This window comes from Shewanella baltica, from assembly GCF_900456975.1.
Lineage (GTDB): Bacteria > Pseudomonadota > Gammaproteobacteria > Enterobacterales > Shewanellaceae > Shewanella > Shewanella baltica.
In genome coordinates this window covers 386,441-412,074 of record NZ_UGYM01000002.1, presented here as the reverse complement: position 1 = coordinate 412,074, position 25,634 = coordinate 386,441, and the positions used below count along the sequence as shown (strand labels likewise).

Annotated in this window: 21 protein-coding genes; 9 read left to right on the top strand and 12 right to left on the bottom strand. The window is 45.8% G+C overall.

Features of this window, described 5'->3' with window-relative positions; all coding sequences use genetic code 11:
• Positions 1–21 precede the first annotated feature (21 nt).
• Positions 22–1,383 (bottom strand): MATE family efflux transporter, encoded by a 1,362-nt coding sequence (locus DYH48_RS01850; RefSeq protein ID WP_115333898.1) that lies wholly within the window; start codon positions 1,381–1,383, stop codon positions 22–24.
• 533 nt (positions 1,384–1,916) lie between these two features.
• On the opposite strand from DYH48_RS01850, the gene DYH48_RS01845 reads away from it, so the two are divergent.
• On the top strand, positions 1,917–2,834 hold the full coding sequence (locus tag DYH48_RS01845; RefSeq protein ID WP_115333897.1) for an alpha/beta hydrolase: 918 nt from the start codon (positions 1,917–1,919) through the stop codon (positions 2,832–2,834).
• An 83-nt stretch (positions 2,835–2,917) separates the two neighbouring features.
• On the opposite strand, the gene lgt is transcribed toward DYH48_RS01845, so the two are convergent.
• Together lgt and DYH48_RS01835 are read right to left on the bottom strand one after the other, a co-directional pair.
• Complete coding sequence (gene lgt / locus DYH48_RS01840) at positions 2,918–3,697, bottom strand: prolipoprotein diacylglyceryl transferase (RefSeq protein WP_006080213.1); 780 nt, start codon at positions 3,695–3,697, stop codon at positions 2,918–2,920.
• Between the two features lie 226 nt (positions 3,698–3,923).
• Entirely contained in the window at positions 3,924–4,394 is a 471-nt protein-coding gene (locus tag DYH48_RS01835; RefSeq protein ID WP_006084120.1) for a cupin domain-containing protein, read from the bottom strand.
• A 378-nt stretch (positions 4,395–4,772) separates the two neighbouring features.
• Here DYH48_RS01835 and DYH48_RS01830 point away from each other — a divergent pair, with 378 nt between their 5' ends.
• Complete coding sequence (locus tag DYH48_RS01830; protein ID WP_115333896.1) at positions 4,773–5,681, top strand: GGDEF domain-containing protein; 909 nt, start codon at positions 4,773–4,775, stop codon at positions 5,679–5,681.
• 158 nt (positions 5,682–5,839) lie between these two features.
• Here the strand turns inward: DYH48_RS01830 and DYH48_RS01825 are convergent, their stop codons facing one another.
• Both DYH48_RS01825 and DYH48_RS01820 read right to left on the bottom strand, forming a co-directional pair.
• Entirely contained in the window at positions 5,840–8,029 is a 2,190-nt protein-coding gene (locus DYH48_RS01825; protein WP_115333895.1) for an OsmC domain/YcaO domain-containing protein, read from the bottom strand.
• A gap of 259 nt (positions 8,030–8,288) precedes the next feature.
• A complete protein-coding gene (locus DYH48_RS01820) occupies positions 8,289–8,519 on the bottom strand; it encodes a hypothetical protein (protein ID WP_115333894.1) in 231 nt (76 codons plus the stop codon).
• Positions 8,520–8,839: 320 nt separating this feature from the next.
• On the opposite strand from DYH48_RS01820, the gene DYH48_RS01815 reads away from it, so the two are divergent.
• Complete coding sequence (locus tag DYH48_RS01815) at positions 8,840–10,504, top strand: methyl-accepting chemotaxis protein (RefSeq protein WP_071939915.1); 1,665 nt, start codon at positions 8,840–8,842, stop codon at positions 10,502–10,504.
• 222 nt (positions 10,505–10,726) lie between these two features.
• Complete coding sequence (locus tag DYH48_RS01810) at positions 10,727–10,906, top strand: DUF6435 family protein (protein ID WP_028759324.1); 180 nt, start codon at positions 10,727–10,729, stop codon at positions 10,904–10,906.
• A gap of 31 nt (positions 10,907–10,937) precedes the next feature.
• Here the strand turns inward: DYH48_RS01810 and DYH48_RS01805 are convergent, their stop codons facing one another.
• Positions 10,938–11,354 (bottom strand): ribosome recycling factor family protein, encoded by a 417-nt coding sequence (locus DYH48_RS01805; RefSeq protein WP_115333893.1) that lies wholly within the window; start codon positions 11,352–11,354, stop codon positions 10,938–10,940.
• A 317-nt stretch (positions 11,355–11,671) separates the two neighbouring features.
• Here DYH48_RS01805 and DYH48_RS01800 point away from each other — a divergent pair, with 317 nt between their 5' ends.
• Positions 11,672–11,917: a DUF3297 family protein gene (locus DYH48_RS01800; protein ID WP_006080205.1), complete on the top strand. Its 246-nt coding sequence runs from the start codon at positions 11,672–11,674 to the stop codon at positions 11,915–11,917.
• Between the two features lie 92 nt (positions 11,918–12,009).
• On the opposite strand, the gene thrS is transcribed toward DYH48_RS01800, so the two are convergent.
• Entirely contained in the window at positions 12,010–13,209 is a 1,200-nt protein-coding gene (thrS, locus tag DYH48_RS01795; RefSeq protein ID WP_256613016.1) for a threonine--tRNA ligase, read from the bottom strand.
• A 579-nt stretch (positions 13,210–13,788) separates the two neighbouring features.
• Here thrS and DYH48_RS23635 point away from each other — a divergent pair.
• From DYH48_RS23635 to DYH48_RS01780, 4 genes are all read left to right on the top strand, one after another.
• Entirely contained in the window at positions 13,789–14,703 is a 915-nt protein-coding gene (locus DYH48_RS23635; protein WP_172481135.1) for a nuclease-related domain-containing protein, read from the top strand.
• A 204-nt stretch (positions 14,704–14,907) separates the two neighbouring features.
• A complete protein-coding gene (locus tag DYH48_RS24170; protein ID WP_218565660.1) occupies positions 14,908–15,357 on the top strand; it encodes a DUF6119 family protein in 450 nt (149 codons plus the stop codon).
• Positions 15,315–16,427 (top strand): TIGR04141 family sporadically distributed protein, encoded by a 1,113-nt coding sequence (locus tag DYH48_RS01785; protein ID WP_218565659.1) that lies wholly within the window; start codon positions 15,315–15,317, stop codon positions 16,425–16,427. Before DYH48_RS24170 ends, DYH48_RS01785 begins: the two co-directional genes overlap by 43 nt.
• A gap of 533 nt (positions 16,428–16,960) precedes the next feature.
• Positions 16,961–17,539 carry a hypothetical protein gene (locus DYH48_RS01780; RefSeq protein ID WP_115333891.1) on the top strand — a complete coding sequence of 193 codons (579 nt, stop codon included), beginning with the start codon at positions 16,961–16,963 and terminating at the stop codon, positions 17,537–17,539.
• Between the two features lie 768 nt (positions 17,540–18,307).
• On the opposite strand, the gene gcvP is transcribed toward DYH48_RS01780, so the two are convergent.
• The 5 genes from gcvP to ubiH all read right to left on the bottom strand — a co-directional run bounded on the left by gcvP (position 18,308) and on the right by ubiH (position 25,562).
• Positions 18,308–21,196: an aminomethyl-transferring glycine dehydrogenase gene (gene gcvP / locus DYH48_RS01775; protein WP_115333890.1), complete on the bottom strand. Its 2,889-nt coding sequence runs from the start codon at positions 21,194–21,196 to the stop codon at positions 18,308–18,310.
• Positions 21,197–21,318: 122 nt separating this feature from the next.
• Positions 21,319–21,708, bottom strand: coding sequence for a glycine cleavage system protein GcvH (gcvH, locus tag DYH48_RS01770; RefSeq protein ID WP_006080188.1), 390 nt, complete (start codon positions 21,706–21,708; stop codon positions 21,319–21,321).
• Between the two features lie 25 nt (positions 21,709–21,733).
• Entirely contained in the window at positions 21,734–22,828 is a 1,095-nt protein-coding gene (gene gcvT, locus DYH48_RS01765; RefSeq protein ID WP_115333889.1) for a glycine cleavage system aminomethyltransferase GcvT, read from the bottom strand.
• Positions 22,829–23,082: 254 nt separating this feature from the next.
• Positions 23,083–24,291 (bottom strand): FAD-dependent monooxygenase, encoded by a 1,209-nt coding sequence (locus DYH48_RS01760; RefSeq protein WP_115333888.1) that lies wholly within the window; start codon positions 24,289–24,291, stop codon positions 23,083–23,085.
• Between the two features lie 44 nt (positions 24,292–24,335).
• Entirely contained in the window at positions 24,336–25,562 is a 1,227-nt protein-coding gene (ubiH, locus tag DYH48_RS01755) for a 2-octaprenyl-6-methoxyphenyl hydroxylase (RefSeq protein ID WP_115333887.1), read from the bottom strand.
• Positions 25,563–25,634: the final 72 nt, after the last annotated feature.

Sequence of the window (25,634 nt, the reverse complement as noted above, 5' to 3'; positions counted from 1 at the left end):
TTCCAATTCACCTCACCAAAACTACACTGCAGTCGCAGCGGGTATGCGAGTAAAACGTTGCCAACGGCACGAGCGCCAGCGATACACCATAATCAGGCCGCGTATCCATTCATCTGCGGCGACGGCCAGCCAAGCGGCGAGTACGCCATAGCCTAAGTGAAGGCCAAAGAACCAAGCCAATAATACCCCTATGCCCCACATGCTAAAGAGGCCAACCCGTACTGGGAACGCCACATCACCCGCCCCTTTTAATGCCGAGATAATCACCAGATTAAACACCCGCCCCGTTTCAAGGGCGATAGAACCTGCCAGTAATAATGCCGTCAGTTGGATGACTTCCTCGTTCTCACTTAACCAGCCAACAATAGTGAATCGCTGCCAGTAGAAGACTAAGACTATGGCCAGCGAAGCGACAAAACCTACCAGACAGTAACGTTGCACTCTCACAGTGATTTCATCGAACCATTGTTTGCCGACATAGTATCCGGTCTGAATTTGCGTCGCCTGCCCGAGCGCCACCGCAAAACAATAAATAAACCGGCTGATGTTTAGGCCATAGGTATAAGCCGTGAGCGATAAAGTCCCCATTTGACTGATAAAATAGATGATGGTCATCTGCGCCACATTGTAAGACAGCATCTCACCGGCATTGAGCAGACCGATACGCATCACACTCCAATAAGTTATGCGCGGTAATAATTTAAGCCGTTGCAGTGGCAGCGGGATCTTTTTATAGCGGATCACCATCAGCATGATCACAGCGCCGATGATCTGGCTGGTGACGGTGGAAATTGCCACCCCTGTTACCCCATAAACAGGCAAGTCAAAGGGAGAATACAGGGCAATATAGTTACCGATGACGTTCATCAAGCCTGTGCTTGAGGTGACTAACATGGCCGAGCGGGTAAAGCCGTAACTCCTTAGAATCGCGGCAAAAGCAATGTTCATGACCAAGCCTATACTCAAGCTGCCGCAAATCACTAAGTAGTCATATCCAAAGCCTGCCACATCGTGTTCAAGCGCAAACAGGCCGATAATCCCCTTAGCGCCGAAGAACATAGAGGCGCCCATGATCAAGGCGAGTCCTAAGCTCAATGCGACACTTGCCACCCCGATATCGACAGCCTGTTGCGACTGGCCTGCACCATTGTTCTGGCTAATCAAAATACTCGCACCTGTGCTCACCATCATGGACATAACCATCATGAAGAACATCAGCTGAGTCGTGAGCCCCACCGCTGCAACCGCATTATCGGAATAGTGGCTAAGCATAAAAATGTCGCTGATCCCAAGCAGTGATTGCAGCAAGGTCTCGACAAAAATCGGCCAAGTGAGGGCGACTATGCTCATGCGTTGTTGCAATGTTTTAGGTGCTTTAGCCACGGAGAATTCCTGCAAATAGAGTACGGATAACGATGTGAGCGCTGGCTCAATGTGTCGCTCAAACGGTATCTTGGCAACCTATATTTTAGCCAAGATACTGAAAGCAACTTTCACAAATAGACAACCTAGTGCTAACCAACACACAATCAGGCGGAAATTTAAGCGCATCCAGCCTAATGGTCAATTGAGTTGGTAATTTTCTTACAAGTCGCCATACAACTCAATCTGTAATATTGAAAATATGCCGACTGCAACCGTATTCATTAATGAGTTGATGGCAGAGCTAAAAACAGGACTCATCACAGTGTGTGAATTTAGGCTAACAAGCATCTAATTAATGAGTACAGAGCCAGAGTGCGCACAACAATCTGAGCAAAAACAAATTGAGCAAAAATAGTTACTGGCAGAAATCATGTCAATGCTGCTAATCCGCTATTGCTTCTCATCACTGCGGCTACCATTTCAATTAAACTGCCGATAAACTCAGCCCATTGCAGAACTGCTAAGCACACAGAAAAATGAGGGAAGATTAAATGAGCCAACTCTATTTAGAAGATGGAATTAAACAATTGGTTAGCGAGTTTATCGCAGCGGGTTGCCCATCTGTGCGAGAGCAAACCATTGAGCAACGTAGGCAAGGTTATATCGCCAGCACGGTACTCGCAGGTGAAGCAGAAGACGTGTTCGAGGTGCGCACAGTTTCCATCGATGGCGCAGACTTGACCCTGTTCAAACCTTCGGCGGCAAACGATTTACCCGTTGTCATTTACTACCATGGCGGCTGTTTTGTCAGTGGCAGCGTTGAAACCCACAATCAACAACTGCGTAAACTCGCCAATGATGCTGGCGCACTGGTTATTGCGGTGAGCTATCGCCTCGCCCCAGAACATGTTTACCCCGCCGCCCACGACGATGCCTGCCATGCCGCCGAAGTTATTTATCAGCATTGCCAACAATGGGGTGGCGATAAGGACAAGATTACCCTGATGGGCGACAGCGCCGGCGGCCATTTAGCCCTCGTCACTTGCCTACGTTTAAAAGCCAAAGGGCAATGGTTGCCACAAAAGCAAGTACTTATCTATCCAATGCTCGATGCCACCGCTAAAAGCCAAAGCTATAGCGACAATGGCGAGAAATACATCATCACCCGCGACACCTTACTCACTGGATTTGATCTGTATTTAGATTGGCACCCCAGAACCGATGCCGAAGCCAGTCCGCTGCGAAGCACTGACCTAGCGGGACTGCCCGAAACCCATATCATCACAGCTGAATTTGATCCGCTCGTCGATGAAGGAGAACAGCTATTTAGGCATCTATTAGAGGCTGGCGTGAATGCCCACTGCCGCCGCTATCTTGGGGTGATCCATGGCTTCTTCCAACTCTCGGGAGTGAGCCGTTCCGCTCGGGATGCCATGGTGCAAGTGAGTAATATAGTGAAGACAGCCTAACGTCATCCTTGATGATTAATTCCTTCATAAAAAAGGCTTTCTATCTAGATAGAAAGCCTTTTTAAACCGTTTGATATTCTGACTTAAACGGCTTTCTTTCGATACGCCAAAAACAACAAGACTATGCCAACGGCTAAAAACGGTAAGCTGAGAAGTTGTCCCGCACTTAGCACTGATTCAGAGTAAGCCGCTTGGCTGACTTTAATCGATTCAATCGCAATTCGCGCACTAAATACCGACACTAGGAACAGGCCGAAAATCGCGCCATGTCGTTGTTTAATCTGCGTAAATTGATATAGAGCATAAAGCGCGACAAAGATAGCTAAATAGGCAAAAGCCTCATAAAGCTGCGCCGGATGCCTTGGCAACATATCAACACGGGCAAATATAATGCCCCAAGGTTGTGTTGTTGGATCGCCTAAAATCTCTGAGTTGGCAAAGTTCGCCATACGCACAAAAAAGCCAAAAATGGCGGTGGCGATAGCGAGTCTATCCAACAAAAACAGGAAGGGCAGCTTCACTTTGCGTTGGTAATAATACAGCGCCAGAATCGCCCCTAAACCCCCACCGTGGCTGGCGAGTCCACCTTCCCAAATCGCCAAAATCTTAAGCGGATGGGCAAAGTAATAAGCCGGATCGTAAAAAATACAATGGGCTAAACGCGCGCCCACTATGATGCCAACCACACAATAAATCAGTAGATTATCAAGGGACTCGACATCGAGGTTTTCCTTGATATAAATCCGCTTCATCACCTGAAAACCGGCAGTGATAGCAACAGCAAACAAGACTCCATACCAATGTATTTTTAGTCCCATAAACGAGATTAATACAGGATCGAGCTCCCACACTAAGTGTTCCAAATTCAATTACTCCTAACACTTGGTACATAGAGGTACGCCAAAAAGCCTGTTTTACGTGGTTAAACGCCAATAGACAAGCCTTGTCGCGGGGATATCTTACTATTGAGCCAAATTTAACGACACTGAGTAGCATTGATTTAGCCGAATGATGTTATTTCGACCGAATCGAACTCTCACTCATTAATGGGTTAATTCACGCTCTAATGAACGCGCTTTTTTTATACCACTATCGGCTCAGACGCTTGATGATTTCGCTGTGCTGCGGATAGTGGGCTAGTAAGGTTTTTTGGCTAAATAACTCGAAATCATCGAAGGTAAAACCAGGGGACACCATGCAGCCCACGAGCGAAAAGCCGGGTTGATTCATCGCCGAACCAAAGATACAGCCCTTAGGCACCAAAAATTGTGGTCGCTCGCCCGCCGCTAAATCGAGTCCCAATTGCGCCGTGGTTAACACGCCATCAGGGGCAATCATATAAATGGTGAGCGATTGTCCTGCATGGAAGTACCACATTTCATCGGCGGTTAGGCGGTGAAAGTGGGAAACTTCCCCCGTGCGCAGTAAAAAATAGATGCTGCTCCATAATGCCCGAGTCTGATCAAACGGCGTTTCAGAACGATAGGATGAGCGGTAATAGCCGCCTTCAACATGCTGTTCTAGTGCTAAATGTTCAATAAAATCATCGGCTGTATGCATTATAAATCCCTGGGTAAAATTAAAACCGCAATTCAGGTTCTAGAGTCTACTCGAAAAACATCTGCTCACTAAGCATTGCGGTTTAGCTTTTTGAACATAAGCACACACGCCAAAGTTCAACATATCACTTTTGACTCGTTACAATAGGAAAGAGAGAGTTATGGCTTGTGGCATCAATCGCGCTAGCGACTTGGCAAAATCGTGACAACAAATAAATTGTACGGCGTGTCGTTATGGTTTGTTGTTCCCACCAAAAGCGGCTAGATTATTATGAGTTAGCGGGATTCATTGGCGGCTAAAGCTCCAAAGAGCGGCTCGTAATGATGACTTGGACACGCAGACATAAAGTTAAGTGATTTTCCACAGGGATCTTAATTGATGATCAATATTGAACAGATGGCGTTAATCCTCGATGCACTGCCAGATCCTGCCTTAATATTGTCAAAAAGTGGTCGGTACGTGGCTGTATTCGGCGGTAAAGATGGGCGTTATTACCACGACGGCAGTGGCTTAGTCGGTTTATACCTTGCCGATGTATTAAACCCCGATAAAACAAATTACTTCTTAGGCATTATCGAACAAGCATTAGCTAGCCGAGCATTACTGATTGAAGAATATGAACTCAGTAATAAAGATGTCAAAGGCTTACCCGACGCGGGCCCAGATCAACCCATTTGGTTTGAGGGGCGAATTCAAGCGCTAGATTTTCTCGTCAATGATGAGCCTGTGGTGCTCTGGGTCGCCAGTAATATTTCCAAGCGACATGAGCTTGAACTGCAACTGCGTCAGCTCAGCGATACCGATCAGCTCACAGGATTATATAATCGCCGCCGATTAGAACGCGACTTAACCGTTCAATTCGACACTTTTCAGCGCCACCGTACGCCCACCTCAATCTTGATCCTCGATTTAGACCACTTAAAGTCTATCAATGACCAGTTAGGCCACCATGCTGGCGATAAAATTATCATCGCCGTTGCTGAAACCTGTCGCACTCAATTTAGAAAAACCGATAGCGCGTATCGTTTTGGTGGGGATGAATTTGTGATTGCCCTGCCCGGTGTCGAACAGTCTCAGGCGGTTAAATTTGCAGAATACCTCTGCGATTGTTTTTACTCGGCACTGCAACAACATGCGGTTAACGGCTTGTTTGCCACCGTAAGTATCGGGGTTGCCAGCATAGAAGCATTGGATACTTCCTATGAAGACACGCTTAAACGAGCCGATGCGGCCCTGTATCAAGCTAAACGTAATGGCAAAAATCGAGTGATATCAAATACAGCCTAAGCGGGTTGAACATTTCAAAGCACACATAGCAATAACAAGCGCCCTTAATAAGTTATAGTCACAAGTGCTCATAAGAAGCACGCATCAAAAGACAGCCAACAAAAAAGCGAACCCTAAGGTTCGCTTTTAAACACATTAAGCTTTGCCAAACAACAGGCTTAATTCAGAGTTTTCGCAGCTTTACGGGCTTGATGCAGCTTTTTATAGCTTTCAATCAATCTTAGATGTGGCTCAATGCCTTCGAGCTGCATGCTAGTCTTAGTCAGGCCATAAAAACGCACTTTACCTGTGACTGAGCCAACGACATTGTCCATCACTTCTTTACCGAACATGCGGTTGAAGTTGTGGATAAAATCATCAAGTTCTAACTCGTCATCTAAGGTCACTTCCAATACAGCATTCATGGCTTGGTAGAACAGGCCGCGTTTAACGGTATTGTCGTTAAACTGCAGGAACTCACCAACTAGCTCAATCGCGTCTTCGTGTGCACCGAGTGCCAAATAAATCAGGATCTTAAGCTCGATAATCGTGAGCTGACCCCAAACGGTATTTTCATCGAATACAATGCCGATTAAGGTGCGGATATCCGTGTAGTTATCGAGTTGGCTTTCTTCTAAACGATTAACCAAATTAACCAGCTGTTTAGTGCTTAACGAATGCAGATTTAGGATATCTTCACGGTATGCCAGCGCCTTGTTGGTATTATCCCAAATCAAGTCATCAACTGGATAAATCTCAGAGTAATCAGGTACTAAAATTCGACATGCCGATGCGCCTAAATCGGTAAACTCGGCGATATACACCTCTTTACCTAACGCTTCTAAGATCCCAAACAGGCCGTCGGCTTCTTCTTCGCTGGTGCCAGAAAAATCCCATTCGCAGAATTCATAATCAAATTTACTGCTAAAGAAACGCCATGAAATCACTCCTGTTGAATCAATAAAGTGCTCAACAAAGTTTTCTGGCTCGCTGACCGCCATGCTGTTAAAGGTTGGTTTTGGCACGTCGTTTAAGCCTTCGAAGCTACGGCCTTGCAACAGCTCAGTTAAGCTGCGCTCTAGTGCCACTTCAAAGCTTGGGTGCGCACCAAATGAGGCAAACACGCCGCCGGTTTTCGGGTTCATCAGGGTCACGCACATCACAGGGAACTGGCCGCCGAGTGAGGCATCTTTGACCACAACCGGGAAGCCCTGCTCTTCTAAGCCCTTAATGCCCGCGAGGATGCTTGGGTACTTTTCGAGTACAGACATAGGCACATCTGGCAGGACAATTTCTTGCTCAATGATTTGACGTTTAACGGCACGTTCAAAAATTTCTGACAAGCACTGCACATGGGCTTCTTGCAGGTTATTACCCGCGCTCATACCATTACTTAAAAACAGGTTTTCAATCAGGTTCGATGGGAAGTAAACCGTTTCACCGTCAGATTTACGGGTGTAAGGAATCGCACAGATACCGCGCTTAACATTACCTGAGTTGGTATCAATCAAGTGCGAACCGCACAGCTCGTCGTCTGGGTTATAAATCTCTAAACAATAGTCATCCAGAATACCCGCTGGCAGCGCATCGTCTTCTTCTAACGCAAACCACTTTTCATTGGGGTAATGCACAAATTCGCTATTAGCGATTTCAGTCCCAAAGAATTGATCATTATAGAAAAAGTTGTTATTCAAACGCTCAATAAACTCGCCGAGCGCTGAACACAGCGCGCTTTCTTTGGTCGCGCCTTTACCATTGGTAAAACACATTGGCGAAGCGGCATCACGAATATGCAGTGACCACACGTTCGGCACGATATTGCGCCATGATGAGATCTCTATCTTCATTCCAAGATCGGCAAGCATGCCCGTCATATTCGCAATGGTCTGCTCCAGTGGCAGATCTTTACCCAGAATAAAGGTGCTCGATGCGCCATTAGGCTGGCCCATCAGCATGGCATTGGCGTCTGCGTCTAGGTTTTCAACGGTTTCAATCTTAAATTCTGGCCCCGTTTGCACCACTTTTTTAACGGTACAACGGTCAATTGAACGCAAAATACCTTCGCGATCCTTATCGGAAATATCTTCTGGCAATTCAACCTGAATTTGGAAAATCTGGTTGTAGCGATCTTCAGGATCGACAATATTGTTCTGCGACAGCCTGATGTTATCCGTTGGAATATCTCGGGCTTTGCAATACACCTTCACGAAATAGGCCGCACACAGGGCTGACGACGCTAAGAAATAATCAAACGGACTAGGAGCAGAACCATCACCTTTGTAGCGGATCGGCTGATCGGCGGTAACGGTAAAATCATCAAACTTGGCTTCAAGTCTAAGATTGTCGAGAAAATTAACTTTGATTTCCATTGAATATGATTTCCACTAAATATGCGAGTCTGTAGCAGCCCATCGACCAAGTCGCGTCATTGGTAATGAGTCATTAAGGGGGAATTATCGGTGTTTTTAGCCCATTAGTCTTGGGTTAATTATGTTAAAAACCACAATCGGGGCATTTACGGCTTAGCTTAGTGGGTTGAATAGCAGGTTTGACTTTGAACTGAGATTGAATAACAGGAAGGCCAAGTAAGCCAATTGATCGCAGAGTAAAACCAAGTACAAGAACAAATTATTGATGTTTTTCAGTCTCTCGCTTAACCAACATAAAGGTTAAATACATTTTAGTCGGTAATGACAACGCCATGCCAAAGGCGACACACATGGCACTGAGAATAATCCCCAGCACGCCCATCGCCTCAACGGTTTCATTAAAGTTATGCAGATAAATACCCAGCGCAATAAGACAAATACCCACACTAATGCAGATTTTCAGCGTTAAAATCAGCTTTTCATTCGTCACTGTTCCGCCCTTACCCTTCGCCGCTATGTCGCTTTGCTGCCGACCCGCTGCAAGTTTAGATACCTGCTCAAGGTTCGCGAAAGTCTAGCCGCCATTTGCATCAAGTTTAACTAATATAGTGAACGCATTTTCCACATAGGGCCTTGATTAAGATCAACCAAAGTGACCCAACTTAAGGTATACCCAACCCATAAGGCATAAGAAAAAAGCGTGCTTTTTGTCATTTACATTATATTTTTGTTAACTTAAGCACTTAAGAATATGGGAAATTAGCTATACTGCCCTGCAATAAAAGGATGTTCATCACGGAGTCATCAAGCATGTCTAATTTCAGTTTACGTAACAAATTACTGCTGTTATCGCTGTTCCCGTTAATCTTGACCCTGTGCATACTCATGACAGTTTCTTACTACGTCGAACAAAGCGCCCTTGCCGATGAAGTCACAACGTTTAGAACTAAGCTTATCGGTGAACGTAAAACCCAAATAAAAGAAGCCACCGAAATTGCCGCTGGCATAGTGCAATATCAGTTGTCTTTAAAAGAAAATGGCAATGTGAACCAAGCGCTTCGTGATATCCGTTTTGGCAGTTCAGGCTACTTCTTTATCTACGACTCCCAAGGCAAAAACCTATTCCATGCCGTCATGCCCAACCTCGAAGGGCAAAATAAAATTGATATGACAGATCCCCGCGGCACAAAAATCATTGTTGGTTTACTCGATGCAGCTAAAAAGGGTGACGGTAACTTCTCGTTCTATTTCCAAAAACCGAATACCAATGAGCAAATTGAGAAAATTGGTTACTCCATGATGATCCCTGGCACAGATTGGATGCTAGGCACGGGCGCTTATATCGATGATATCGACGCTGTCGTTGAGGATTATCGTGCAACGGTCACAGAGCAGATGATCGATAAGTCCTATGCCATTTTGTTGATTGCACTGTTACTCGCTGCGATTACTGCCGTCGTTATTCTCGCCACCGCCCAGCGCATGGTGGCACCGATTAAAAATATGGCGGACAACTTAAACGATATCGCCAAAGGCGAAGGCGATTTAACTAAACGCCTCACTGTGAAAGGTGAAGATGAAATTGCACAACTAGGTCGATCCTTTAACCTGTTTGTCGATAAGCTCCAAACCATCATAGGCGATGTGGCAAACGCGACCGCTAAAGTTAAAACCGCCGCCAACGCGATTCACGATCAAACCAAAGTCATGTCGAGCCAACTCATCAGCCATAACAATGAAACCGATCAAGTAGTTACTGCTATCACTGAAATGTCAGCCACCGCCAGCGAAGTAGCGCAAAATACCACGCAAGTAGCCGAAGCAACCCATGCCGCAACAGGCGATGTGGCCAATGCCCAGCGTTGCGTCGATGCTTCTTTAGAAGAAATATCCGCGCTCATGGCGCAAATCAACAATGCGGCTGGCAATATTCAATCCTTGAGCGAACAATCTAAAAAAATCAACAATGTGCTGTCAGTGATTGGCGGTATTGCTGAGCAAACTAATCTATTAGCATTAAATGCCGCCATCGAAGCGGCCCGCGCCGGAGAACAAGGTAGAGGCTTTGCCGTGGTGGCCGATGAAGTGCGTAACTTAGCGAGTAGAACGCAATCAAGCACTTTAGAAATCAACGAGATGCTATCAGAACTGCACAAGCTTGTGGCGCTGGCGGTGAAAACGATGGAAGAAAGTCAGCAAAGCTGCGTACGCTCGGTAGACTCTTCTCGCGCAATCTCAGAAAGCCTAGGCTCAGTGACATCGGCGGTCACGGCCATTAACGACATGAGCACCCAAATTGCGACAGCGGCCACTGAACAAAGCTCTGTGACCGAAGAAATCAACCGCAACGTGTTCGCCATCCAAGAGATTGTAAATGAGTTACTTCATTCCAGTGAAGATGCTGCCAGAGTCAGCCAAACCGTATCGCAAGAAGGAATTAACCTAGGTAAACTCGTCGGTCAGTTTAAGATTTAAAATATTTTCAATGGGTTGCGAGCTAAATAAGACATTGCAACCCATTGGTTTGCTGAAAATGTAAGATAAAGTCTCTGCCTTGCTGAGGCCGATGGCAGTGGAATTGAAGGATTGTGGATTGTGGATTAGAAGTTGAAGGCGCTACTTTTAATTTCAAAAAGTAAAACTTAAATCCGCTTACCTACGTATACAACTCAAATACTCAACTCAGTAGAAATGACCATGTTTTCAATCTTTAAGAAAAATCCCTTAAAAAAATTAACTCAGCAATATAATGCCAAGCTTGAACAAGCGATGCATGCACAGAGAAAAGGCGATATTCGGTCCTACTCAATGCTGACCGCTGAAGCCGAGCAAATCGAAAATCAAATAAAAGTGTTAGAAACAACAAGCCATAAATAAACCTTCCAAGCAAAAACACTCAGCAGACAAACTACCAAGAGTCGGCTTGAAAACGTGCCAATCTGGCCTCTGTGATAGTGCATTGCGTCAGTTGCATCAACTCACCTAAAGTGATCGCGGGATTGTCTGCGATAAGCCGAATCAACTTAGCGTCTAAGGGCTCTAGCTTGTCCGCATGTTGCAGCAAGGCTGACTCCAACTTTTTAATAAGATAGCCAAACTGGCCATCATTAGCGATTAACTGCTGCGCCAGCAATGGCTCACTTTGTAAATGCGCACTGCAGGATTGGATCTTAATCGCCTCGCCCACCATGCACCAATTCCTCGAACGTCGCACACGCTTAAGCTCGCAATCATATTGGGTTGCAATCACTTGAGCTTGTTTAACCGCCTCCCGCCCAATTCGATGAATAAGCGAAGGCAGCGAGATACTAATGTTGTCGTTCATAACTCTTGATTAATAACTCTGATTAATAGCTGTTGGATAATCGCTGTTGATCTATAGCCGATCGTTTAGAACTGTTGATTTATCGCAGATTTTCATGGCTATAGAATAAAGTCTGCTCGACTTAACATTCAAGCGCCAGAAAATACTACGCGCGAAAGTGTAGCACTGTATCCTCGCAGGCTAATAAGGTTGACGAACAGATGCCGCCATACTTATCCATGCTGCGCAATCAGTCACAGTTAAAGTCTTGAGCGTTGCGCTGGGATTGCCTACAATAGCGCACGCTTTTTCACTATAGACAATGACAGATCACGACCATGACCGACACAACATCATTACCCGCTTTACCGGATCGCCTTTCCGTTAACCCACGCAGCCCACACCATGTGGCAGAAATTTTCGAGCACGATATCGGTATTAAGCTCAACGGCAAAGAACGTTTTGATGTCGAAGAATATTGCATCAGCGAAGGTTGGGTAAAAGTGCCAAGTAAATCCTTGGACCGTCGCGGCCAACCTCTTTTGCTCACAGTAAAAGGCACAGTTGAAGCCTTTTATCGTTAAGCCTTAGCGCAAAGAGCGGGATCATAAAATGAGTAAAGGCTAGCCGTGGGAACCCTAGCTAGCCTTAAATAGCAAATACCATTCCCCTTATATTATTGTTTTCGAACTAGTTTATCCGCAAGATAGTCAGCTAATTCAGCAAGAGGGATGTGAGTCATAACACCATCTTTTCGGCACTTAACTGACACACACTTCTCGGCTTCTTCCTTATCCCCAACCGTTAAGATATAAGGCACTTTTTGCTTGTGAAAACGTTTCATTTTGCGGGCAACTGAGTTTTGACTGATATCAACCAACACTCGCATGTCTCGTGCTAAACATAATGCGGCTAACTGACGGACAAATTGGCTGTTTGACTCATTCACTGAGGCGATAGCAACAGGTACAGGATGCAACCAATCCGGCAGGTGACCCTGTGAGACTTCCAAGAGAATCCCCAGCCAACGCTCGATAGAGCCATACATAGCTTGGTGCATAATCACTGGCCGTTCGAATTCACCTTGCTCATTTGCGTACTGAACATCGAATCTTTCAGACAAATTAAAATCAAACTGAATTGTTCCACACTGCCAGCGTCGCCCCATAGAATCTGTCAGTGACAGTTCAATTTTGGGACCATAGAAAGCCCCTTCGCCAGCTTGATACTCGGCATTAAAGCCCTCAATCTGGCAGGCTGAATCCAATAGCTTTTGTGCTCGGCACCATTGCTCATCGCTGCCTAATGCCTTCTCAGGTTTAGTCGATATTTTTACGTCTAAATCATGGTAGCCATAATCACCATAAACCTGCTTTGCACGTTGGAGAAAACCACGTATCTCCTCCTCTGCCTGAGACCAACAGCAAAAAACATGGGCATCATCCTGAGTGAACTGGCGTGCGCGCAGGCAACCATTTAACGAACCGGAGGATTCATTACGGTGCACCAAGCCAAACTCAAATAGCCGCAGAGGCAAATCTCTATGGCTATGTACTCCGCGCTTAAACAGCAAAATATGGGCAGGACAAGACATGGGTTTTAACACATATTCATCGATGTTTTCCTTCCCACCACCGAAAAACATGTTCTCTGCAAACATGTCCATATGCCCAGACGTTTGCCATAACTCCTTCTTCATAAAAACAGGCGTGTTCACCTCCTCAAAACCATTGCGACGATATACGCGCCTCATGTGCTCTTGAATATCTCGGAATAATGCCCAGCCATTCGGGTGCCAAAAAATCATACCTGGCGCCTGTGGTTCAGAGTGAAACAGGTCAAGTTGTTCTGCAATTTCGCGATGTGTTTTCATCATTCTCTCCTGAGTTAAATCTGAGTTAAATCTGAGCGAAATACAAAACCAAGGTATAAAAAAAACCTCTGGCGATGTCGCTCAGAGGGTTTTTTTAAAGACGCAAAAAACTACCCCCCGAGAATTCTCGTGGTGGTAGTGGTGGTGTTAATTGCGCTTACGTATATTTTGTTCATGGGCCAGTAATAACAAATCATCCCTATCGCGGCAAGCATTTTGTTTAAAAATGCCACAGTATCGCGTTAGCTTCTAGTCACTAACACACTGCGTTTAAACTCAGACAGCCCCGGCCACAAGTCATTATTTAAAATACATTTTTGTGATAAAACGCATTGATTAAACCGTATAGAGCGGGTTAAAGTGTGACCACTAAGTAAAAAGTGTGACCACTTAAGGAAAATGCAGGGCAAACTCGAACTCAATCATCGAAGACGCCATTTAAGGAAGAAAAAGCAAATCAGCAATGTGCGCCCAAACTCTTAGCAGACAACTCTGCCACCACTTTCCAAAACTATAAATAAATTTTATTAGCGGGTTATGTCATCAATTTAACGATTGGCTTGCATTACTTCTGGGACGTAAATGACCGATTTCAGCAACAGTATGTTATCCCTAGCGATAATACTCTCCAGCATGTTTGCCATAGTGGGTGTCATGTATGGCTTGCTGAAATATCGCGATGCAACCGTAAAGCTACCCGTCGATCGTGAACAACTCGCCCGCATTCCCGCTTATGGTTTACAGCAACAAATACAAGATCTGCAGATGGACTTAATCGGAAGTATGCTGATGGGCGCGATGATAGTATCCCTGCCGTTTGCCGTCAGCAGCCTTAAAGCCCACATCACAGTCGGTCAATTTCCGTGGATATCTGTCACAACGGGTTTAATGGGATTAGCTTATTGCGGCTTTAAAACATGGAAAAACTTTTCAAAGCTCACCAAATTACGTCTAGGCCACACAGCAGAAATTGCCACAGCCAATGAACTCATAGGCTTACAAGCACTCGGTTATCAAGTATTTCACGATGTCCAAGCCGACGGCTTTAACATCGACCATCTTGTGGTAGGCAAAAATGGCGTATTCGCCATTGAAACCAAAGGCCGCCATAAACGGAACAAAGACCTACTCCAAACCAATGGAAATGGCCCAGGCTCTGGTAAAAAAGGCTATCAAGTATTTTACAAAGACGGGCGCTTAAACTTCCCCTCGTGGACTGAAACCAAACCCATAGAACAGGCTGAACGTCAGGCAAAGTGGGTCAGCCAATGGTTAACCAAAGCCACAGGAACACCAGTATCCTCAACCCCAGTCCTAGTATTCCCCGGCTGGTATGTCACCTGTCAGACCAAACCACCGTTCCCGATTATCAGCCACAAATTTTTAGTCGGCACTATCCCAACCCTGCGAACCCAAGTACTCAGCCAGCAACAAGTAGAACAGATTATTTATCAAGTCGCACAGCGATGCTTGAGTAAAAGCGAAGCGAGGAAATGATGCCTTTTGAAAAGGTTTGTTCTGTTCCACTGTTTATAATCAGACAGATTCAATCTATATAAGGTCTAATAGTGAATAAAGCAGCCAAATACCAACATTTGAATATATTTCTAGCTCAAGATGATCATAAAAGTGTGTCATATCACAAGTTGCTTAAAGCTAGCGCTGACTATGAAACCTATCAGCTAAAGCCCCCCCCTTGATATCGCCGGTGTTTTATATGTCAAAAAGTCGAAGTCTAGCCCCCCTAGTTGGGCTAAGTTCGCAAAGTCTTTAACCAATACTTCAATAGATGATCTGCAGAATCGTTCAACTTCAGCCGTGTTAATCATAAGAGCTACTAAGGCCACAATGGTTATCACTTTCGGCTACGGTCGCCATTTGTTAGATATGGAATGTTTCGTAACGGATTTTGGTATAAAAACGGCTCTAAATACGTTAAATCACGCAACTCTTCGTAGTGTCGACGTTATTACATTAGACGAACAGGGTGTTCAAAAGAAAGCGCAAGCTTCTCGTTCAACCAGTGTTGAAGTCTTCGGTATCGATATATCTAAAGATCTATTACGAGGTGTTACTGGTTCGCCAAAGAACGGTGTTGATTTTTTAATATATCTGGAAGTGGGACTACATTTTCATTCAGAAAAGAAATAGAAATTACTGATATTCCAACTTTAGTAGACAAAATATATGATTACTATAAAAGTAGTGATTATAAGAAATCTTTTGCCTGGGTGGATAACATACGTCGCTTAGAAGAAAAAAAAGATACAGATCCACTGAATCAAATATTGATTGATGATCTTAAAAATGCTCATCCGAAAATAGTAATATCAATCCCTGAAATGTTGAATTGGGATGAGATTACAGGCTTCAGTTTTACAAGGAGTAAATTAAATGTGAAACCAACCATTGAAAGTGATGACTACTATTCCAACCTAGATAAAGATAGTCTATCCATAGACTCCTTGAAAAGGGATCGCCTGTTTGTCTTTCACACAACCGAAGAAGATATAGAGTATAAATTGTACGATTGCTTTTACTTTGAAATAAAGAAATCAGGGAAAACATACATATTATTTTCTGGTGTATGGTACGAGATCGCCGATAGTTTTGTAGACACCATTGATAAATTACTGGCTGAAGTAAAAGTAGCCACTCTCGATTTTCCAGAAGTTTATATTTGGGAAGAATTAGCCACAAAAGGGAGAAATAAAGGGAAAGTAGTTGAGAAGATTGAAGCTGAAGGTGATTACAATATTCGTGCAGCAAAGGAAAAGGGTTACCATGTTTTAGATAAAAAACTTGTAAAGAGTGATAAAACAACCACTGCTATAGAGTTGTGTGATCTGCTTACAAAAGATAGCCAATTTATTCATGTAAAGCATCGCAAAGGGGGCTCCGCAGGATTAAGCCATTTGTTTGCACAAGGAAATATTGCTGCAGAAATAATGCTTGGAGATAGAAAATTCAGGATTGCTGCTAGAACAGTAATTCGTAATCAGGTTTCGAAAGATATTGTTGAAACTGTACCGTTAGATAAAGTTGATAGCACCAAAATAGAGATCGTGTTCTTAATTCTTGGTGAAGAATCAAGTAGCCTTAAAAATAACCTGCCATTTTTCAGTAAAGTTAATCTCACCAAAACCTATGAAAACTTGAGTCAGAAAGGATTTAAAGTAACGGTTGCTGGCGTAGACAAAATCATAAAGCCGACTACGTAAATTCAAAAATTACACCAGATTAGGCATTGTTGCACCAGTGACCGTCTAAAACATGGATGTTTTAGTAGAGCCTACAGGGGAGATTTTATTTAAACATAAGCACGGCGTGTCACTGGTGTAACAGTGCAAAGCCTGCGGCAGGCAATTGGGAAATGGCGTGATCAAAAGCCATGAAAAGTTTTTAGCACTACTAAGCTCAGCAGAAATACAATTATAACGCTGTTGATTTATGGTCTATGCAATATAAAAATGCTTGAAAGCATTCAATTTTAATAAAAGTATATCTTATTAAATATTTTGAAATAACACTTTCTAAAATGGCAAGCTGATTAAAGGTGAGTCACTCACCCTAAAATTTAAGTTGGATTACACAACCACTTAAAAACACTACCTCAAACAATAAATTTCCTATAATATCATTTATACAAACAGACAATGATGCAGTCTCTAATTTCAAGCACTGATTTTACCCTGCAAACAAACTGCCAAACTATGACATTATGTCTTTTCTAATTTAAATGGATATTTTTAAAATGAAAAAACTATTTTTACCACTTATACTAATAGCATCAGGTTGTGCAGTACAACCTCAAAACTATGATCTAAGTACTTCTGGTTCTTTTCCTCCCATAAAAACTAAACAAAACATTACTAACTTAGAAATTAGCACTTTCAAATACGAACCCCATGTGAGTATTAGCCAAAATACCATATCTCATTTAGGTTGCTTACCTTGTCAAGCCGACGGGAGTTCTGCGGGGCTAGTTTTCTCCACCCCAATTAACGAAATTGTTCAAGCAGAAGTAAAAAATGCGCTTGATGAAGTTATTATTCCTTCAGTAAATCCTGAATGTAAATTAGGAGCAACTATTCATATGGCGGCTTGGGATGTAATGGATGGTGACACTATCGTTGACATTACTTATACCCTAACGAAATTCGATCAAATTAAATATATAAAACGTATTAGAGGGCATCATGATAGTGCCCTATTTGAAACTAACAAAATAGATCGGTTTCTTGCAAAAGCCTCCCGTAAATCAGCAGAATTGCTCGTAACAAACAATGAGTTTTTTCGAGAATGGCAAAGCAACTGCGCAAACGCACAATAAGCACGAAAAGAATGTCAGGACAGGCATAACTTTTCACTCAACGGTTACACCAGATTATGCATTGTTGCACCAGTGACCTTCTAAAACATGGATGTTTTAGTAGAGCTTACAGGGGCGATTTTATTTAAACATAAGTACGGCGTGTCACTGGTGTAACTAATATAAGAGAATGCGAAAGCCTGCGGCAGGCAATTAGCAACACTGCATTATCAGCAACTTATAAAGCTAATTAGCAGCTCAATCATGGCAGAATGAATAACTAACCAACAAAAAAGCGAACCGCTAAGGGTTCGCTTTTCATCAAACGTTAGAACTGAATAACGTGTTATTCAGACCTTACATAATCACATCACAGCCGAAGCTAACTCCCAATAAGGGCTTGCAGTCGCAAGCCCAATGATCAACTGAATTCTAGTTGGAAACTAACTAGATCAGCAGTGTCACAACCCCTTTAATGAACTAGCCAAAGAATGTCAGGACAGGCATAACTCGTCACTCAACGAGTACACCAGAACTGGCATTGTTGCACCAGTGACCTTCTAAAACAGGATGTTTTAGTAGAGCCTACAGGGATGTATGCACGGCGTGTCACTGGTGTAACAGTGCGAGAGCCTGCGGCAGGCAATTAGCAGCACTGTGCTATCAACAACTTAAAAGTTAATTAGCAGCTCAATCTCAGCAGAATAAATAACTAACCAATAAAAAAGCGAACCGCTAAGGGTTCGCTTTTCATCAAACGTTAGAACTGAATAACGTACTATTCAGCCCCTACTCGTAGTCTGATAATGGTGCACACGAACACATCAAGTTGCGGTCGCCGTAGACATCATCAATACGATTCACGGTTGGCCAGAACTTGTTGGTGCGTACTGATGCACTTGGGAACACGGCCACTTCGCGGCTGTATGGACGCGTATCAAACTCTGGGTCCATGATATCGGCCATAGTGTGCGGTGCGTTGTGCAGCGGGTTGTTGTCCACTGGCCATTCGCCCGATTCCACTTTGGCGATTTCAGCGCGGATTGACACCATAGCGTCGATGAAACGATCGAGTTCCACCTTAGATTCAGATTCCGTCGGCTCAATCATCAGGGTTCCCGCAACAGGGAAGCTCATGGTTGGTGCGTGGAAACCGTAGTCATTCAAACGCTTAGCGATATCCATTTCGGTCACGCCTGAGGCTTCTTTCAGTGGACGTAAGTCGATAATACATTCGTGCGCCACGCGATCGTTACGGCCACGGAACAATACTGGGTAGTGTTCAGACAGCTTCTTCATCACGTAGTTGGCGTTTAACAGCGCAGTTTGGGTCGACTTTTTCAGGCCTTGAGAGCCTAACAGCTTAATGTACATCCAACTGATAGGCAGAATGCCCGCGCTACCATAAGGTGCGGCTGATACAGCGCCGTTGTGATCACTTTCACGGCCCGGTTTAACCACAACGTGGCCCGCAACGAATGGGGCTAAGTGCGATTTCACGCCGATTGGGCCCATACCTGGGCCACCGCCGCCGTGTGGAATAGCGAAGGTTTTGTGTAGGTTAAGGTGTGATACGTCGGCACCGATAAAGCCAGGAGACGTTAAGCCAACCTGCGCGTTCATATTGGCGCCGTCTAAGTACACTTGACCGCCGTGCTGATGCACTATGTCGCAGATTTCGCGGATAGATTCTTCATACACACCGTGGGTCGATGGGTAAGTGATCATGATGCAAGACAGGTTTCCAGCCACTTCGGCGGCTTTGGTCTTCAGATCTTCTAAATCGACGTTACCTTGCTTGTCACAGGCAGTAACTATCACTTGCATACCGGCTAATTGCGCCGATGCTGGGTTAGTACCGTGGGCAGATTGCGGGATCAAACAGATGTTTCTGTGCGCATCGCCACGTGACTCATGGTATTTCTTGATGGCTAACAAGCCAGCGTATTCACCTTGAGCGCCTGAGTTAGGCTGGATACACACAGCGTCGTAGCCTGTGATGTTCACTAACCAAGTCGACAGCTCTTCAATCAACTGGGTGTAGCCTTTGGCTTGATCCAGTGGGCTGAATGGGTGCATGTTGGCAAATTCTGGCCAGCTCACAGGGAGCATTTCAACCGCTGCGTTTAACTTCATGGTGCATGAGCCCAGTGAAATCATCGAGTAGTTAAGTGCTAAGTCTTTGCTTTCGAGACGTTTGATATAACGCATCATCTCGGTTTCGCTTTGATAGCGATTGAAGGTTGGGTGGCTTAAAATCGCATCTTGACGCACGAGTGCAGCAGGAATCGATTGGCTACCTTGGCTCACGATTTGCGCGTCTAACGCGGCAACATCTAAACCATGGCCAGCGCCTAAGATCACATCAAACAGCGCGTCGATATCTGTGCGCAATGTGGTTTCGTCTAAGCTCACGCCCACAGTGCCGTCGGCATCGAAACGTAGGTTCATTTCAGCAGCCAGTGCACGTGCATTAACAGCAGCAACATCTAAGCCTTTGGTGCTGATGGTATCAAACCAAGTGCTGTTGACTAAGCTCACGCCCTTCGCTTGCAAACCTGCCGCTAAAATATCGGCAAAACGGTTAATGCGTGACGCGATAGTTTTCAGGCCATCTGGGCCGTGGAATACGGCGTAGAAAGACGCCATGTTCGCTAATAAAATTTGTGCAGTACAAATGTTTGAGTTGGCTTTTTCGCGGCGAATATGTTGCTCGCGAGTTTGCATCGCCATACGCAGAGCGCGGTTACCACGGGCGTCTTTTGACACACCAATGATACGGCCAGGCATAGAACGTTTGTGCTCGTCACGGGCAACGAAGAAAGCCGCGTGTGGACCACCAAAGCCCATTGGTACGCCGAAACGCTGTGCACTACCAAATACCACATCGGCGCCCATAGAGCCCGGTGATTTCAGTAATACCAAAGACATAATGTCGGCGGCCACAGTCACAATCACATTCTTCGCACGCAGGGTTGCGAATAATTCGGTGAAGTCAGTGATTTGACCGAAACGGTTAGTATATTGGAACAAAGCACCAAACAGCTCGTAGTTAACGGCTTCGCTTGCAGGACCAACCACCACTTCAAAACCAAAACACTCAGCGCGGGTTTTCACTACGTCTAAGGTTTGCGGGAACACATCATCGGCAACGAAGAAGATATTGGCTTTTTTCGCTTTAGAAACACGCTTTGCCAGCGCCATCGCTTCGGCAGCAGCGGTTGCTTCATCTAGTAAAGAAGCAGAAGCCAAATCTAAACCCGTTAAGTCCATCGACACTTGTTGGAAGTTTAGAATGGCTTCTAAACGGCCTTGGGCGATTTCTGGCTGATATGGCGTGTAAGCCGTGTACCAACCTGGGTTTTCAAATACGTTACGCAGGATCACGTTTGGCACTTGTGTGCCGTAGTAACCCATACCTATGTAGCTCTTAAATACTTGGTTTTGGTCCGCTAAACCACGAATGTAGGCAATGCCTTCGGCTTCGCCGCAGGAATCACCAATGCTCAGGTCTTGGCTTAAACGGATCGACTCAGGCACGATTTGCGCGGTCAGATCTTCCAGTGACTCAGCACCAACAAAATTCAGCATCGCTTGCTGTTGGTTACTATCTGGGCCGATATGACGACGTAAGAATAAATCGTGCTGTTCTAACTGAGTAAGGGTTTGCTTGGTCATGATAAACCTTGTTCCAGATTTGCCGAAATTCAGAACTGTAGGGTACTGATTAACGGGCTGTTGTTATGTCAATCTTGCGCTAAAACAAACGAAGCCCCTCAGGGCTTCGTTAGCGTCGACGATTAATCTTCGTCGATTACAGCTTGGTAGCCTTCGGCATCCAGCAGGGCGTCGACTTCTGATTCGTCAGAAGGCATTACGCGGAAGAACCAGCCTTCGCCGTAAGCGCTGCTGTTAACGAGTTCTGGAGAATCTTCCAGCGCTTCGTTCACGGCAATCACTTCGCCAGAAATTGGGGCATAAATGTCAGACGCCGCTTTTACTGATTCAGCTACAGCACAGTCTTCACCCGCAGTTACAGTGTCGCCAACTTCTGGGAGTTCAACGAAAACCATGTCACCTAACAGCTCTTGGGCATGTTCAGTGATACCTACTGTGTAGCTGCCGTCTTCTTCCTTGCGGATCCATTCGTGTGAAGAGGCGTATTTCAGTTCTGTCGGAATATTGCTCATTGTTCTTGTTCCTTGTTCCGTTTTTTTAAAATGCTTGTTTACCGTTGCGCACAAAGTTTGGCGCTACTACTCTAACAGCCACACGTTTTTTACGCATTTCGACTTCCGCCGTATCCCCAATTGAGTTAGGAACACGCGCCATCGCAATAGAATAGCCCAATGTTGGCGAGAAAGTACCGCTGGTAATCACGCCTTGGTGCTCAACACCGGCTGAGTCGGTGAAAAATACTGGCATATCATGGCGTAACACGCCCTTTTCTTCCATCACTAGACCAACAAGTTTGTCGGTTCCGGCATCGCGAAGTGTTTCGAGGGCTTTACGGCCGATGAAGTCACGGTCGCTCGGTTCCCATGCGATGGTCCAGCCCATGTTGGCGGCCAATGGGTTGATGGTTTCGTCCATGTCTAAGCCGTAAAGATTCATGCCGGCTTCGAGACGCAGTGTGTCACGGGCACCGAGACCACAAGGTTTAACACCTTGATCTAACAATGCTTGCCACATGGCCTCTGCTTCGTTTTCTGGGACGATAATTTCGTAGCCTGCTTCGCCTGTGTAACCCGTAGTCGCAATAAACAGAGAACCGGCTTGCTTACCGAAGAAAGGTTTCATGCCTTCGATGGCGGCGTTTTGCTCGGCACTGAACACGGCTGCGGCTTTCGCTTTAGCGTTAGGACCTTGAACGGCGATCATCGCCAGCTCTGGACGCTCAGTCACAGTGACATCAAAACCTTGGGATTGCTTGGCGATCCAAGCGAGATCTTTTTCGCGGGTCGCTGAGTTCACTACCACGCGGTAGTTAGTGTCAGTGAGATAGTAAGTGATGAGGTCGTCGATGACGCCAGCATTTTCGTCTAACATGCCGCCGTATAAGGCTTTACCTGGAACTTTAAGCTTAGCCACATCGTTTGCCAGCAACTTACGCAGAAATGCACAAGCGTCGTTACCAATCACATCAACCACTGTCATGTGGGAAACGTCGAACATACCCGCGTCTTGACGCACGGCATTGTGTTCTTCGATTTGTGAGCCATAGTTGAGAGGCATGTCCCAACCGTGGAAGTCGACCATCTTAGCGTTTGATTCTAAGTGCTTGTTAAACAGAATAGTTTTGTTAGCCATTGTTATCCCTTTTTTGCGGCCTTTTTCAGGTCTCTGCCTAGTGTAGGGTGTAGATACTAGGGTCTAAAATGCGGCGAAATTATACCTTGCGTCACAAATTTGTATACAGGAGATTTTTCTAATCCGAAGTCAGTGCCATTAGATTTTCTCATCTTTAACATGTAATTTTTTTACATGCGAAGACCAGATTTGCGCAGCTTGCAGTCAATATGCTGATATTAGCGGCAATTCTGATCACATTAGCGCAACCGAGGCTAACGACATAACTTAGGCAGCGCCGACTTATTGCCCATGGCCTGTTGTATGAACACTGTTTTCAGCCCAGCGACATTATCAACCAGATTTAAGCCCAGATCGCGGATCGCTTTTTTAAGCGGATTCGTCCCTTCGAATAAGCGTTTAAAGCCTTCCATCGCCGCAATCATCTCCATTGCATCGGCTTTACGCCAACGTTCCAGTGCGCGCAGCTGGGCATAATCGCCGATATCTTTACCCGCTTGCTGTAATTCGCTGATGACTTCGATGATGCTGGCCGCATCTAAAAAGCCAAGGTTCACCCCTTGGCCCGCCAGCGGATGGATAGTGTGGGCGGCGTCGCCTGCCAACACTAAACGGTGGCGGGCAAAATGGCGGGCGTAGCGCATCCGTAATGGAAAGGCTTGGCGCTCGCTTTCCAGCTGACAAATCCCCAAACGACCGTCAAAAGCCGCGGTTAAGTTGCGCTCGAATTGCACTTTGTCCATTGCTAATAATTCATTGGCGCGCTCGGGCGGCACCGACCAGACGATGGAGCAGAGATTGTCTTCATACAAAGGTAAAAATGCTAACGGGCCGTCCTTTAAAAACACTTGGCGGGCGGTGGCAAGGTGCGGCATTTCGGTGCGGATCGTCGCGACGATTGCGTGGTGGCCGTAATCCCAAAATGTCAGCGGGATCTTACATTGCTCACGCACCCAAGAGTTGGCGCCATCGGCGGCGATCACCAAGGCGGCACTTACGTTGTCGCCATTGGCGAGGGTCAGCCAAGCTTCGCGCTCGCCAAAGGCAATGCGTTCTAAGCGTTGGTTTTCAATATGAGTGATATTGTCAAACTCACCGACGCGTTTCGCCAGCGCAAAGCTAATGGCATCGTTTTCGATAATCGCGCCGAGACTGGTTTCGCTGATGCTGTTGGCGTCAAAGGCAATTTTGCCGAAACCGTCTTTATCCCACACCGCCATTTTTTGATAAGGCGTGGCACGGGAAGTGTCTAAATAAGTCCATGCACCTAAGTTTTCTAACAAGCGCTGACTCGCCTTATTGATGGCGCTCACCCGTAAACGCGGCTCGCCGACAACGGCATCCGTGTGGCCCGCATCGATAACGACGACATTAAGATTGGCCTGTGCCAATCCAATCGCGGTGGCGAGTCCCACCATGCCGCCACCCACAATGGCGATGTCATAGGCTTGTGAACTTAACATGGGTACATCCTTTTCGCGTTGCGATACCAGTAATGAAAAGCGAGTTATTTCCAGCCCATCGCCTTTTGAGCAACGGGGGTTTTAAGTGGCGGAAACCAAGATAATAAGCGCAAGCCTAAGTTACGACCCAGCGCCATCGGCCAGTATTGGTTTGAAAAGCCACGGACTAAAAATTCGATATTCCGGATAGTGCTGTTTCTGTCGTGCTCGCGGGCATTGAGATAAGCATGGGTCACGGCGGCGGAGCCGATATCATCACCCTGATCTAGCGCCGTTTTGAGCACCTCAAGTAAGCTCACTACATCCCGCAGGCCTAAGTTAAATCCTTGCCCCGCAATTGGATGCAGCGTCTGCGCCGCATTGCCAATAAACACACATCTGTGATGAATTGGCCTTGGCATATACGACAAATTAAGCGGATACGCATGGCGCGCGCTGACATCGATAAACGTGCCCGCACGATAACCAAAGGCCTGCTGCAGCGCCGCTAAAAATTCCGTTTTAGGCGCGGTTTGCATCTGTTTAGCCCGTGCATCATCGAGCGCCCACACCAGGGATAAGCGAGGTTGACCTTGGCTATCGCCCATAGGCAACAACGCTAAGGGACCCGTTTGGGTAAAGCGCTCATAGGCCCAATGTTGATGCGGCTTGTCGGTTTGAATATTGGCAATAATCGCGGTTTGCTCAAAAGCCACTTGGGTCACGGGCAAAGCAAAACTGCTGCGCACTTTGGATTGCAGACCATCGGCGGCGACCACGAGTTTTGCTTTAAGGCGCTCGCCCGTGTCGAGCACTAAGGTGTGGCCTTCAACGGCGGGTTCCACTTGGGCAAGCTTGGCGGGGCAATAGAGTTTTACCTCGCTCTTATTCAACTCGTTAAACAACACTTGGCCGACACGCTCAAGCTCGACCACTTGGCCTAAGGCCTCTAAATGAAACTGCGCGGCATTGAGTTCTGTCATGCCAAAGTGGCCGCGATCCGATACATGGATATTTTCAATCGCCGTGCCCAAATGGGCGAGCTTTGGCCAGAGGCCTAAACGGGATAATTCGAAAATAGAACCATGGGCGATAGCGATGGAGCGAGCATCGAATCCGGGATGTTGTTTATCAGGAAGGTGCGCCTCGATTAAGGCGATGGAAAGCGGCCTAGCTGCGGATAAAGAAAGACGCGCGAGAGCCAACGCGAGCGTCGCCCCCGCCATCGCACCGCCTACAATCGCGATGTCGACGTGTTGAACTGAAGTATCCATGTGATTTGTGGCCGTCATGGGGATCTCATTCAAGCTTTGGCATTTCACTAATGCCATTAAACATCAGTGCTATGCACTCAAAAACACCAG

Bases quoted from the DNA above. Each gene is read 5' to 3' on its own strand.
- DYH48_RS01845 (WP_115333897.1), top strand. From the start codon at position 1,917: ATGAGCCAACTCTATTTAGAAGATGGAATTAAACAATTGGTTAGCGAG.
- DYH48_RS01835 (WP_006084120.1), bottom strand. From the start codon at position 4,394: ATGCATACAGCCGATGATTTTATTGAACATTTAGCACTAGAACAGCAT.
- DYH48_RS01830 (WP_115333896.1), top strand. From the start codon at position 4,773: ATGATCAATATTGAACAGATGGCGTTAATCCTCGATGCACTGCCAGAT.
- DYH48_RS01825 (WP_115333895.1), bottom strand. From the start codon at position 8,029: ATGGAAATCAAAGTTAATTTTCTCGACAATCTTAGACTTGAAGCCAAG.
- DYH48_RS01815 (WP_071939915.1), top strand. From the start codon at position 8,840: ATGTCTAATTTCAGTTTACGTAACAAATTACTGCTGTTATCGCTGTTC.
- DYH48_RS01810 (WP_028759324.1), top strand. From the start codon at position 10,727: ATGTTTTCAATCTTTAAGAAAAATCCCTTAAAAAAATTAACTCAGCAA.
- DYH48_RS01805 (WP_115333893.1), bottom strand. From the start codon at position 11,354: ATGAACGACAACATTAGTATCTCGCTGCCTTCGCTTATTCATCGAATT.
- DYH48_RS01800 (WP_006080205.1), top strand. From the start codon at position 11,672: ATGACCGACACAACATCATTACCCGCTTTACCGGATCGCCTTTCCGTT.
- thrS (WP_256613016.1), bottom strand. From the start codon at position 13,209: ATGATGAAAACACATCGCGAAATTGCAGAACAACTTGACCTGTTTCAC.
- DYH48_RS23635 (WP_172481135.1), top strand. From the start codon at position 13,789: ATGACCGATTTCAGCAACAGTATGTTATCCCTAGCGATAATACTCTCC.
- DYH48_RS01780 (WP_115333891.1), top strand. From the start codon at position 16,961: ATGAAAAAACTATTTTTACCACTTATACTAATAGCATCAGGTTGTGCA.
- gcvP (WP_115333890.1), bottom strand. From the start codon at position 21,196: ATGACCAAGCAAACCCTTACTCAGTTAGAACAGCACGATTTATTCTTA.
- gcvH (WP_006080188.1), bottom strand. From the start codon at position 21,708: ATGAGCAATATTCCGACAGAACTGAAATACGCCTCTTCACACGAATGG.
- gcvT (WP_115333889.1), bottom strand. From the start codon at position 22,828: ATGGCTAACAAAACTATTCTGTTTAACAAGCACTTAGAATCAAACGCT.
- DYH48_RS01760 (WP_115333888.1), bottom strand. From the start codon at position 24,291: ATGTTAAGTTCACAAGCCTATGACATCGCCATTGTGGGTGGCGGCATG.
- ubiH (WP_115333887.1), bottom strand. From the start codon at position 25,562: ATGACGGCCACAAATCACATGGATACTTCAGTTCAACACGTCGACATC.